The sequence below is a fragment of the Acinetobacter rongchengensis genome (assembly GCF_003611475.1).
Taxonomy (GTDB): Bacteria; Pseudomonadota; Gammaproteobacteria; order Pseudomonadales; family Moraxellaceae; genus Acinetobacter; species Acinetobacter rongchengensis.
This window is the reverse complement of record NZ_RAXT01000025.1, coordinates 1-13,310: the sequence shown is the minus strand read 5'-3', so window position 1 is coordinate 13,310 and position 13,310 is coordinate 1. Positions and strand designations below refer to the sequence as shown.

The 13,310-nt window shown below is 39.1% G+C and carries 8 protein-coding genes and 1 pseudogene; all 9 read right to left on the bottom strand.

Annotated elements, in window-relative coordinates:
* Positions 1 to 201: 201 nt before the first annotated feature.
* Positions 202 to 1,443 (bottom strand): hypothetical protein, encoded by a 1,242-nt coding sequence (locus D7V20_RS11735; protein ID WP_087527701.1) that lies wholly within the window; start codon positions 1,441 to 1,443, stop codon positions 202 to 204.
* Between the two features lie 12 nt (positions 1,444 to 1,455).
* Entirely contained in the window at positions 1,456 to 2,646 is a 1,191-nt protein-coding gene (locus D7V20_RS11730) for a hypothetical protein (RefSeq protein ID WP_005028684.1), read from the bottom strand.
* Positions 2,647 to 2,651: 5 nt separating this feature from the next.
* Entirely contained in the window at positions 2,652 to 3,488 is an 837-nt protein-coding gene (locus tag D7V20_RS11725; RefSeq protein ID WP_087527700.1) for a hypothetical protein, read from the bottom strand.
* Between the two features lie 12 nt (positions 3,489 to 3,500).
* On the bottom strand, positions 3,501 to 4,463 hold the full coding sequence (locus D7V20_RS11720) for a hypothetical protein (RefSeq protein ID WP_005028689.1): 963 nt from the start codon (positions 4,461 to 4,463) through the stop codon (positions 3,501 to 3,503).
* A 25-nt stretch (positions 4,464 to 4,488) separates the two neighbouring features.
* Complete coding sequence (locus tag D7V20_RS11715) at positions 4,489 to 5,289, bottom strand: hypothetical protein (protein ID WP_024160804.1); 801 nt, start codon at positions 5,287 to 5,289, stop codon at positions 4,489 to 4,491.
* 9 nt (positions 5,290 to 5,298) lie between these two features.
* A complete protein-coding gene (locus tag D7V20_RS11710; protein ID WP_005028693.1) occupies positions 5,299 to 5,727 on the bottom strand; it encodes a hypothetical protein in 429 nt (142 codons plus the stop codon).
* Between the two features lie 68 nt (positions 5,728 to 5,795).
* On the bottom strand, positions 5,796 to 6,689 hold the full coding sequence (locus tag D7V20_RS11705) for a hypothetical protein (RefSeq protein ID WP_005028694.1): 894 nt from the start codon (positions 6,687 to 6,689) through the stop codon (positions 5,796 to 5,798).
* Positions 6,690 to 6,691: 2 nt separating this feature from the next.
* Positions 6,692 to 11,134: a hypothetical protein gene (locus tag D7V20_RS11700; RefSeq protein ID WP_087527699.1), complete on the bottom strand. Its 4,443-nt coding sequence runs from the start codon at positions 11,132 to 11,134 to the stop codon at positions 6,692 to 6,694.
* Positions 11,135 to 11,446: 312 nt separating this feature from the next.
* Positions 11,447 to 13,310 (bottom strand): annotated as a pseudogene (locus tag D7V20_RS11695) (strawberry notch C-terminal domain-containing protein); the annotation flags it as partial.

The window sequence follows — 13,310 nt, the reverse complement described above, 5'->3', positions numbered from 1 at the left end:
CCATGGCAATATGTATAAGCATCTTTTAATTAAAATATCAAAGCACCATCGGTTACTTTTGAACGGTATATACTAAAGATTATAAGAGAATTTATATAAAGAAACTATCTAAAAGGGTTTTAAACAAAGAAAGGGATGGCTTAAAACCATCCCTTTTTTTTAAGTTTTTTTCATTATCAGCCTGATAATGAAAAAATCAGGCTATTTACTTGCCATTGCTTGTGAAAGTGCAATCCTACGAATGTTACCCGTAGACTTAGAACGATCAGTCACTTCAATTGAGCCGTCAGTTAATTTGCTTTCAGCAGAAACTAGCGCAGCCAATACCGCTTCTTTACGTTCATTTGACTTGTATTGTTGATATTGCAAGTTCAAGCGTTCAGTACTTTGAATTAAACCATCGACCATCAAACCACGTTCATCTTTAATCGCTTGTGATTTAGCAAAGTCTTTGTAATCTTGCCCTGAACCTAAATAACGAGAGACACTTTTTTCCAAGTGTTGCATCGGTGCAAGTTTGGTACTTGAATCATGACTATTGGTACCACCACCAGCAACAGGGGAGTATTGCGCTTGAATTGCTTTCAAAGAGGTAATTGCTGGAGAAGTTAAAGCATCTTTCGCCAGTTTAGCCATCACATAATCTTGACCAGCAGATGTTTTCGCAATTCTACCGTCAATTGGAGCATCAGGTAGACCAACCATGTTGTTGATCAATGCATTTTGAGCACGAGCCATCGCCGTGTCTGGCGCTGCAGTCGTGAATAAAGTTGAAGCTTGTAAACTTAGACCAGCATTTTCACCAGCAGCACCACATAGTCCAGACGCAGCCTGAGAAGTGGTACAAAACTCATTATGAGCTTGTAACATAGCTTCTTGTGCTTTGTGAGGGTTCATGTAGACACCAGGCGCAGCAACCACTTCAGAGCCAACTTTATTTAAAATTGAACTATCAGCAGATTTATTGTCTTGTTGAGCTTGTTCACGATCGCCTAAAACTTCACACGCTTTAAATGCTTGGCCATGTGCACCAAACTCAAATTGAGCTTTTTTCATTTGCTCACTTTGTTTAACAGCTTGGTACGCCGTTACAAGACTTTGTGCGTTTTTATGTGCGTTATCTGAAATACCTTGAGCAGATACAGCCTCTTGTTTCGTCAGGATCTTAATCGCTGCCGTCACATCATCTTGTTGCTTTTTAATGCCCAAAGATAAGTTTGTGTCCAACGCACGTAACGCAGCGCTTTCCACCGCATCAGCCTGTTGAATAAGCATATTCAAGGTATTTACTGCCATCGGGTTGCCCACGGAAGCACAGTAATAAGCAGATGCAGAACCGCTAGTAATGGCGAGGGTTAAACCGAGTGCACTAATTTTTGAACGAGAGCCGTGCGCTTGTGGCGCTTTCATAACTTTACGTGATGTTCTTTTCGGAGTACGCATTATTTAGTCTCCTTAAAATTGAGGCATAGTTTGTGAAAGCTTAACTTTCACTGACTGGCCGTATTTCGTTTTCACATCATCTTTTATCGGCTGAGATTTCGCTAAAAGTAATGCAGACAATAAACCTTCTTCACGCAAACTTTGCTTGTAAGTTTGAAGATCTAAATAAACAGAAACGCCGTTAATGATATTGGCTTCTTTAAGTAGACCGCGTGGATCTTGCATCGCCATCGCCATTTGCCATTTTTTAGCTTCAGGACCACCGTAGTAACGTGCGATTGTTTGGTCGATCAAATCGTTGGCAGACACCATTTTGCCGTCAATATCTTTGAATGATTTTGTATTTTGCGCGTCAATAACCGCCAAGCTATACGCTGGCATAGCAAGTAAAGCTGTTTTTTGGTTGGTTGCTTGCAAATAATCTCGACCAGCTGGAGTACGTGCCGTTGCATTAGACAATGATTTATCTGGTGTACCTAAAATGTTTTCACGCACGTAATGTCTTGCAAGAGCTTCTTTTGAGCCAGGTGCAACAGACTTAAACAGTAGGGAAGCATTGGTATCGCCACCCGGTAATTTAGACAACGTACATTGACCAGCTTGTGCTTCAGCAACCGTACAGAATTCAGCTTTATGCACGTTTAGGCGTTGATTAATCACTTCCTGTTGAGAGCCAACTAATTTACCGCCGACTTGAGAAGTTTGAGTCGCCATATCAGCTGCTTGATCAATCACTTGACCAGATGCACTCGACATATTTGTATTTTCAGCCAAAACCTCACAAGACTTAAAGCCTTGACCAGTATTGGCGCCATAAGCAAATTGTGCTTTTTTCATGGTATCTGACTGTAAAAGCGCTTGAATACCAGAGGCAATAGTTTGGGTGTTTTTAGTTGTCGCATCGGTAATTTGGTTAGCAGCTTGCGCCTTTTGCTTCACCGCAACTTTAAGCGCTGCAACGATGTTTTCAGTCGAATCATCTAACTTTCTACGGGTACTTTGAGATACTTGTTGAATATCATTTGCTTGGTTGCTTGCATGCTTAGGAATCTGAGAAGACATCTCGCTCATAATCGTACCCAAACCAACCGTAGCCCATTCAGCAAAAACAGGACTACTAATCACCAAAGTTGCACCTAAAATGACAGGTACAAACTTTGATTTTCCTTTAGGCTGTCTTAAAGTATTTTTACGCTTTCTCATAGTCATTACTCAAAGAATTTGGCTGAAGCATTGGAGTTTGGTGTAGTGCGTTGCATCACATTATTAGCCACCGAATAGTTAGCCAGTGATGAAAGAGTACTTCCAGCCATGTATTTATTTTGAAAATCAACGCAAGTTGATGAAGAGCATTCCATCAATCCGACTGGAACAACGTTGTTAGATGCAATTGACGAGTAGTTCAATGCAACAGTCGCTTGCTGTTCAGAAAGTCGAGAACGAGAAAAAACAAAAGCAGTATCAATGTCGCCATACTGCAGACCATTTGGAATCAAATTACAGACACCCATTTTTGCTTCTTCTACGCCACACGAGGTCGCCAAGTGAAACGCATATGGTGAGGTTGCTTCATCTGTTGAATTTGAGAAAAGTTTCCCTGAAACATCTTGCATGTATTTAGAAACGTTAAAGTCTTTTAAGTTTCTATTGAGATCGGTTTGTTCACGTTCTTCAAGAGCCGTACAAAAAGCTGAATCAGGGAGGGCAGCATTCGTATCAGAATTTAAAATCGCTTTTTTGATCTCAATATTTTTATCGACACTTTGAATACCAGCAACGATCATTTCTGAATCACGCGTTTGGTTATCAACAATTTGATTTGCACTGACCGCTGTTTGTTGAGTAGATACACGCACAGCAGAACGTACCATCAATTGCTGAGCTTGTATTGCAAGCTCAGAAAGGATAGTGCCAAGACTAAAAGCATTGGTAAAAAGTGGTACGGATAATAGACCAACCGTTAAAGTACCCACCGCAATTGCTTTAACAGGTGAAAACTGATTAACAGTAATTCTTCTTTTACGCAGATTATTTCTATTTTTCATACCACCCCCAACTTAAGAGAAAAAGTCTTTAATTGATTGGGTGACAGAAGTAGATTCTGAACTTGAAGTTTTTGCGTTAGACGGTGTGCTAGTACTGGCTTTTTGATCAGTTGAATAAGAAACTGGACTAGTCGAGCTACTACCATTGATTGTATAAGTATCTCCACCCTCAAAAGCACCGCTAGGCATAACTAGACCAGGATCAAGTTTACCAAGTTGACCATTCACAGCAGTACCAAGCGCACCCGATACATCAGTATATTGACCCGCTTTGTTGATTTCACCTATAACATCATTCAATGGGCCAACAAGTTCAGTACTTGCAGTTTTCATTGCGTCACACGCTTTTTTAGTCGCGTAATCGACAACCATTTGTTGCGCTGCATTGATGATTGTATCAAGTGATGGAATAGTCACAGAAAGGTCAATGATTTTACCGATGTCAGCAAAACAGCCACCTTGACTAGCTGGACTGAACATTTTGTTAATATCGATTGGACGACCCCAAACCGTCATTTGTAGATCTAAGTTGTCTTTAACGACTTTACCGATCCCATCAGTTGCACATGATTCAATATTGGTTTGAATGTTTTGAGCAGCTGCTTGTTCACCTTTTTTAACCGCCATGAAGTTGTTTTCAGCAGCAGTAGAGTTGAATGACGAATTAGAACTGGTAGACGAATAATATCCGCTATTTGAATTCGACAAAGGCGTATCACCACCAGAGCTACTTGCAATGGTCGATGATGTTGCGATGTTTAAGTTACCCATGTTTTGAGTATTACTGGTAACAGAAGCAACGGAACTTTGTTGAACTGCAATAGCACTTGAACACCCAATAACGGTAGCAACAAAAATGCTTAAAGCACTTTTAGTTTTAAAAGCTGGCTTAACATTTTGTAGATTAGGGTTAGTCCTTAAAGTCTTGCCCCGAACTTGTTGTAGCCTTTTAGCTTTCTTGTGATTGTTACGCATATCTAGCCCTTTAAAAGAGTTATGATTAATGTTTTTTAGAAGCAAGTTCGCAAAGCACTACAACATCTTTTACTACAGCTTCACTACTTAAATATAAGGTAGCTATAAGGTGTTTTAACTCATATATCCTTTTAGCGAACTTATATATAGAATCATAATACCATTCTTCACCATATTGTAGTATATACTTCTCATTGGTTAAACATAGTTTTATGAATTCTTTTAAAATAGGACGCTTAAAAATAATAGCTGTCGTAATATATATAAACTGAGTACTAACCAAACACATTAAAGTATTAATTAGCTCTACTTCCTCTTTTAAGCATTCCTGTAAAACCGATGGCTTTAGGGTTTTAGAAAAACCTTCCTCAGTCACAATATCTTTTAAAAAACCTGAATCCGAGTACTTATTTTTCAGAAAATTACTTAATTCATGCACGTTCTTTAAGTAAATATTGATCTGATCTTTAGACGCAGTTTTGAAATGTTCCTCTACACGTTTTGGATCGTTTAACGTGATGTCGAGCATTTCAGATTCATTATTTTTTTGATTTAAAAGCACAAAAGCGGTGAAGCTGGTAACTTTGCGTGTTTCGCCAAGATAGCCACTACTGCAAGCATTCAAAAAAACAAGGCAATGCTGTTCAGTAAGATACAAGCCGTATTCTTTTGGTGTACCTGGTTCAAAGAAATTGAGTGAACGCTTATCAAAATGAAAAGTGTTCTCTAAGGTCTGACAAAAGTAGTTAATAGAGTGTACAAAAGCTTCTGGTACAAAGGTTGTAGGCTCTTGAGACAATGCTATGTTTTGGCTTTCTATGCTCATTCCCACGATTTAGTCCTCTTTGAGAGGTAGGGCGTAATAGCCCATTTGACTTAAAACACGTAAAGGAATATCAAAGTTAAGACTTTGCGTTAGACCAGATTTAGGGTTAAAGGTTTTAGCTGAAGCTATAAACAAAGTTTGCTCATTAATAAACACTTGAATGCTATTCGTGACTTTTTGTTCATCAAGTATGACGCCACATACAATATCTAATTTCACATCAAACGTATAAGCATCCATTTGAACGTCTATTGATTCCCAATCGATCGTCATGAACAAGTTTTGGTTTTCAAATTCCAAATTACCTTCTTCAAGAGCTTTATGGATTAATCCCTTTTCTAATAATTCCAAGTAAAACGCATGTAAAGGCGTTGCATCTGCAAAACCATGAGGATTAAACGGCGTTCTTGTCGGTTCAGTGATTTTAGTTTGAATCATGTTTAACTCCATTAAAGGGTATTTAGATTCTATCTTAAAACACCCTAAATGTTTTTATTTAAAATTAATTAAAACCCATTGCTATAAGTTGAAGCGCTTTCTTTAGTTTTAACGTTTTCAAGATTGCTTTGCGTAATAGTATCTTTGTAATGCTGACTAAACGTATTTTTACCCGTTTCGTTTATGTTCTTAAGCTCATTTTTAATGACCTTAAGATAGTCTTGATATTTTGGTGACTGTTCTACATAAACTTCGGTCGCTGCAATTGAGAACATGTTCTTATCATTGGTTGCGATCGGAAATAGGGCAGTATAGGAAGCATCTTGCTTGAGCTGGTCTACAGTTGTTTGTTGCTCAATGATCTTCGCCTGATAGTCCAACAATGTTTTATTGATGTTTTCATGACTATGGATAACGAAATTCAACTGTCTGTCATTCGGACGTTCAAGGGTAAACGGCTGATCGATACCAGAAAGCTTATTACAGATCTCCATATTGTATCGGTAGGCTTCAAACGAGTCTGAAAAGTGATTAAAGTCTTTTCGGAGAGCATTATTGTTTTCTAAGTCTTGCTGAAAGTCTTGAAAGCATTGCAATACATATTCATCTTCATTTTTTTCAACGAATAATTGAGCGATGTTGGAGCACTGGTGCCGTTCGCAGAGATCCGCAAGCTTTTGAATGCTTTTAACCTCATTTTTCTTTTCTAAGATATTGCGTAAATGTAGCTGAGTTGCCCGATACTCTTGCATCAACATATTGTGATGCTCGACAAATAGCTCATAATCGCTTTTAAGGTACGGACTGGCACCTTCAATCTCACGCTCTACCTTTTCATGCTTAGAGTTGATTTGAACACGCTCACGCGTGGTATTCACTGTATTTTGACCAAAACCACCTAAGATTTTATCAAAAGTAATCATCGCATCGATGTCGCCAGTTACGTTTTTATAGAGATCCATGATTAACGCCCCAATGTTTGATCATTGTCATGATCGTTTCTACGTGCGACTTCTAAATCTATATGCTTATCAAGGTCACTCAAAAATTGAGATGTCGTATTTTTCTCAAGCTTTACTTGGTCTAAGTAGTTTTTAGTATTGAGATTCAAACCATCTTGGAGCGCTTCTAAGCGTAGGCCAGTTTTATCAAAATCAGCTTCAAGGATCTGATTCACTTCTTTGATTTTTTCCATGTCTTGCTGTTCTAGACGGTGTAACTTCACATCCTCATGAATCGCAGCGATATAGTGATCGGTTAAGATCTCTTGCTTTAAGTGCTGAAGCGCAATTTCCACGTTTCCTGTTTCGGCAATCACGGCGTTGAAGCTGTCAAAGATTTGACCTGTTTCAGCCGAGTTTCTAAATTCAACAATACGAGGCTCAACACTATTAAGGTTTACAAACTTGGCATCACCATACGCAGTAGGTAGTACTAGATGATCATCCATACATTCAAAAAGTTGCTTATATTCAGCATTCATAAGATTTGATGCTGCTTGAAGCTTTAAATCTTGTTGTAACGTGTCTAGGCGTTGGTTGAGATGTAGAAAGCTTTGAACATACATCTCGTTTTGAGAGTTTTCAGGCGCAACAACGGTTGAGGCCATACCTTTAACAACATTTTTCAGTTGCGTATTTTGAATCTGATCAGCAATTTGATTAAGCGCGTTAATGTGATCGGCTTTCACAAGGTTATTGTTTTTCAGTTGTTCAATAAATTGATTTTGTTCAATCACTTTTTCACTTTCCTTTTCGCTGAATAACGAATCTTTAATTTGTTGTTTCACCTGGTCCAAGTTAGAGAAGAGGTGAAGTACTTCTTGTTCATTGCTGTTATTGACTGCATTTAGCAATGTAACAAACACATCATGGCTGATTAGTTGTTGCTGATTATTTTCCGCATTCTGAAATTCAGCAATTTGGCTACGGCTAATGACTTCAACACCAACATCATTGATATAGCTTGCACCAATCGGGGAGAGTTGATTATCTGGAGCTTTTACGGCGTAGTACTCGCCTGATTTGCCATCATCTTTGGCGCATAGACCAATATATGTATTGCCATCTTGCGTAATGATTTTTGAACCGATGCTATTGAGTGCTGCAGAGGGTTGTAACGTACTCAAGGTTTGAATCAATTCTTTTTCGCGATTTTGATGAATTGCATTACTTACTGCTTGGTAAACTTCAGGATCTAAATAAGTCACCTGATTGGCAGATTCTTCATTGAGCGCCGTGACAGTATTCCACTCTAAAATATCTTTACGCGGTATCGTTGTAATACCGGCATTAATAATATCTTCCGTGGTAATTTGACGATCAAGGTTGGTAATGGCCACGGCGTTGTATTCGGGTGCAATTGATTTATGACCTTCCGAATCTGAAGTCAGTACCACGAATTGACCGTAATCCGTTTTCACCATAGCACCTACAACACTGAGCTTGCCTTCCAAAATCATTTTTGAAAGTTCAAGTTCACGTTCGGCAGATCTGGCGTAAGTATTAGTCTGTTCTGCAGTATTGTTGATGGTATCGGCTTTGAGCTTGTCTAAGTATTCGCTTGAAAATTTACCAAGCGTATTTAACTCGTCTATCGGCTCGACAGACTCCAGCTCATACAGTGGAACGGTAGAGGATTCATTCACGATGTCTTTAAGATAAAGCACATCTTTTTCAGTGATATTTTCGAGATCTTCAATCACCGAAAGAGGCACAACGATCGCACGTTTATCCAGATTATCGGAAGCTATATCCAAAACAACCATATTGGTTTGGGTTGTTTCATCTTCATAAACCATACCGACAAACTGTTCAATTTCAGCATTAGAAACATTGTTGTGACGGTCTTTAAAGAATGCTTCTAAGTCAGAATCATGATCAACATAAATACTGTCATAAGGGTTCATTGGTTTACCGTCATTGTTTTGGTCTTGGCTTTGCGGTGCTGATTGAGTTGCCGACTGTTCTGCAGTATTGCCTTTAAACTTACCCAAAAGGTTTGAAAGTTTAGATTTGGCTTTCTTTACTTGATCCGAAATCATTTGACCTGATTGATAGGCACGTTGAATAAACTGATCTTTGTATGAAGCTTTGGCTTCTTCAGTCATTTGTTCTGGATCTTGCCCTAATGGATATTCGGCACCAAGGAACATACGTGCTTGTTCTAAATACTGAGAACAAATGGGTTCAAAAAAGCGACCTTCAAACTCATGGATCTTTTCAGACTTAATGCCTTCATGCAGTTCTTCAATTGAGAGAAACGTTACTTTGTCTTCAATCGCTTCTAAATAGAACGGCGTAATCGGGGTAGGTGCATCGCTACCTTCCACTTGAGGCGGTAAATCTGCTTCTTTAACTAGTTTGATAAATGGGGTAGAGGATTCAACACCTTCGACAGAATCCTTACCGACTACATCAATCACGATGTATTGTTCACCGTCAATGGCATAGACTTTACCGACATTTAGATCGAATTCTTCTAAGGTAACGCCGTCACGGTCTTTATTCAGTTGAGTGGTATATGGATCGTTTAAAAGAGGCAACATTTGCTCTTTAGAGATCGGTTTTAAAATATCGGCATTCTTACCAAGTTCAGTCAATTTTGATTTATCGGCTGTATTGGCAAGCTGTTCGGGTTGTTGTGCGTCTGGATGGTTACTTTTAACGGTAACATCAGGATTGATTGGTTTATCCCAAATGTTTTTCAGGTTATCAAGGCTTTTGTTCTTGTTGAACATGGCCATAATCGCTGCAATGATCAACTTGATTGTTTTCTTAACCAGTTCAATCATGACTGCAATCATTTTTGCACTGAGCGCAGCGAGTTCATCAGCGACCGTTCGTGGATGGCCGTGGCTATTTTCACGCGCTAAAGGAGGACGTTCGTTACCTTCCTCATTTCGCATATCCTTAAAGCTTTTAGAGGCAACGCTACTTGCAGCCAAACTTGCTTTGTCTTGTGGACCACCAGCAATGTTTAATGTGCTCTTTGGTGTACCTTTTGGTGCATTCGGATCAGCTGATTCAACATCTTCCTTTACTGTCTCTTTAGTCTTCTGATTTTCTTTATGTTCTTTCAAAAGTAGAGCAGCTTGTAACTGGTCGCTATGTTCACGGGTTTCTAATAACTGAATTACTTCCTTGGTTAACGTGTCCGTATTGAATTCAAGATAGTGAATCTCAAGTTGTTCAAGTCGAGCAGCTGTATGGTCGCTATTCACACGCCATTGATCCATGACGATAGATTTTGGCACTAAGCCAAGTTCTTCAGCTTCAATCCCACGAATTAAGCAAAAGTCACGCACTTGGCGCATCAATGCGTTAATTTGGTTTTTATCGGTTAATTCACCTGAAAAATAGGTATTCGGTGCACCCGTAACTTCGTTGTAGATCTGCTGTTTTGCTTCACGCACGACTTGGTTTTGGTTAATCAGGCCTTCAATCGCGAATTGACGATTACTCAGGAAGTTGAGGGCATTTTCTTTAGTTGCACCCTTCAGGCTTAAACCATAGTAGGGCTGAGTGATAAAAGATTTTGTCTCAAAGTTAAAGAGGGTTTTTTCAGCCACTTGAACGGCTTCAAATGGATTCTCTTCTTTGGAAAGGAGGAAATCAGGATCATTGTCTGATAGGTATAATTTAGAGTCTGCAGTTGTATAAACACGGTCTTCAACTGGCAATGAACTGTTATTTTCAGCAATATTGCCTAATCCTTGGTCCAGTGCGTTTTTAGTCTGGATTTTATTCAGAGCCGCAATAAACTTAAGATCATCATCATTCTGCAGATCAAGCCCGATGTCTGCAAAGAATTCTAATTGACTGGCTGGCTCTCTTTGCTCAAGTGCATCAAATACTTTACCAATCAGAACAGGATCAAGTTCAGCTAAATCATTGACAGTGACAGCGGAAAGATCAAACGTGTTTTCAGGAATGATGGACCGTTCATTCTCGTAATTCGGGTAACTACTACGCTCATAATCACCTTCGTCAAAAAACATCGGTTCATCATCGTTCAACCGAGTATCTTCAAGAGGGGGAGCGTAATCATAATCTGGGTGCCCAGGAGGTACAGAGTTACCGCCCATAGGCTGATCATATTGTTCATACTGATCATACTGATCATACTGATTATTTTGATACCCATCATCTTGCATGACTGGCGGTTCTTCCATTAATGGAGGTTCAGATAGGGGATCATTGGGATATGGTTCAGACTGGTATTGTTGCGATTGATCTTGTGCAACATTGTTTTGTTGTGGCGTAGGCTGGATGGATTGAAATTCCACGCCGTCCAAACTTAAATCATCCCACTGTTCCAGGCCCTCATTGAAAGTTAATGATTGGCCGTCTTGCAGTTGATCAAGTGTTTGCTCGTCAAAATTATCTTGTTTAGGGCTTTGGTCCATATTTGATCCTTATGACAGGTGGCCTTCCTGGTTTTAAGAGTCCTTTTTAGAATCTGTATCAACATTCCAAATAAAGTCTTCTTTAAAGTCAGAATTAAAACCAGTTGTGATGTCTAATTCACTGTCAAAATCCACTAAATCTGAGTTATTAGAAGATTCCTCTAAGGGATTAGAGTTGCACATAAAATACCTGTATTTGTTTTTTAAAACGTCAATGTGATCGTCACGGATATGATACATGGTATATACGAACTAGACCACACGTAATTGTTATTCACGTATGGTCTGGTATATACCTTTTAAGGGAGGGTTTTAGAAAGATAATTGCTGGATTTCTTGATCGTTATCTAAGGTTTTACCCTTAGGTAACTCAGCCTTATAAGCTGGCTCTTCTGGAGGATTAAGCATACGGTTAATTTCATTTAAAAAGTAATCATTACCATCAGGAAGCTTAGATTTTAAATCCAAAAAGGCAGCTTCAATTTTGGTTGTACTGTCCAGCTCGTCAACAAAGCGTTCAACATCCTTGAGATCAAGCGCAAATCTAAACTCATTACGGCCTGGCTCAGTAAAGTGGATGTTCAACGATTCATCTGTTTTACCGCCTTTAGGATCATGGAATACGTTGGTATTCGACATAAAGCGATTGAACTGTTTTGCAACAGATTTCACCGTCACATTAAAGCAGTCTGACCCGTTGTAGTAGAACTCAATACTTGCTTTCTTGTACGGGAAATTAACCTTAGTACCCACATAGTTATTGCGGTTGAAATCAATGTTTACAGGCAATTGATTAAAGAAGTTCGCAATCTCTTTAACTTGCTTAAACGTCACTTGGTTTTCAAGAGAGCTTTCAAACAAGTCAGTTGGTGTATTTGATGGCAATAATAACGCACGGTTACGCATACCATCAGCATCGGTAAATATAACGGTTGAATGTCGTAGATCTAGTGAGCTGACAATCTTATGTGCCTTGAACATATTGCCCGTTAAGGTAATCGCTTGTCGTGTGACATCACCAGACGGCGCTTTCTCAAAATAGGTACGCGTATAACGGGAATAATTGTTTTGTTCAGTAAATAAGTTCACCAAGGGTTGACGATCCTCAACATGACGTCTATTCACATCAGCATAAGAATAAAATTCAGGATTGAAGCGTTTTAGGATAATACGTCCTTTTTCACTCACTGGAGCTACCCAATCCAAGTCTTGCTTGGCATTTTGCATGGTGTAATTGATCAGTGGAACTTTAAACGACTTCTTATCACCAGGGTAAACCAAATCAAGCTTAACCGCATTCGGTGTGATTGCACCTACACGTAACGGCGGTAGGTCTAGACGTAGCAAAGCACCTGTTTTGTGATCTGGCGTCACTTCATCATCAAAAAGACTAGGTTTTGAGATAAGGAACAATAACCCATGCGCTGAATGACCTTCTTTTTCGTTCCTTTCCATAGAACGAGCCAAGAATTTTAGATCCTGAACAATTCGATACATGCGATCAAAGTTAGAGGTCAAAATAGGATCATTGGCAAGATAAACCGCTTCAGCTACTTTTTCAAAAGCATCTGCAGAGTGATCATCAGGTTTACGAAATTGAATATCATCAATGTGTTTTACATTGGCTTCAACAACACCGAAATGATCAAATACTTCGTGTCGATAATCACGAATCACTTCACCACGCATTTGCCCATTTTTGAAAAATAACTTTTGCTTAGCAAAGCCTTCATATTTTTGGTACATCAATGCCTCAAAGTTATAGGCATAGTGTAGTAGTCCGTGTACCGTTTCATTGATGTTTTCATTGATACGTTTAAATTGACGCACCAGATAATCATCACTTTCTTTGAACATGAGTTTTAGATTGTCAGCACGTAATGGCTCAACATGTTCAATGTATTGCAGACCTTCAAAACGCACAGGTAGATCAAAGGTATTGATCTTGGCTGCTTCTGTTTCTGAAGTCACGGTAAAGAAGTTGTCCTTCACTTCAAACTCACGGACTTTTTTAGCTTTCCAGTCTAAAAAGTTGGTCTTGAGAGGGTTACGACCCAACAAGTCTAATTCACGGATCTTATCGTTATAGTCAACAACCAAGTCTTGATAAACCTGTTCTTGCTGACTAATCGGCATCAAAATCAGTTTAGATAGCAACTGGTTCACATGATAGTTT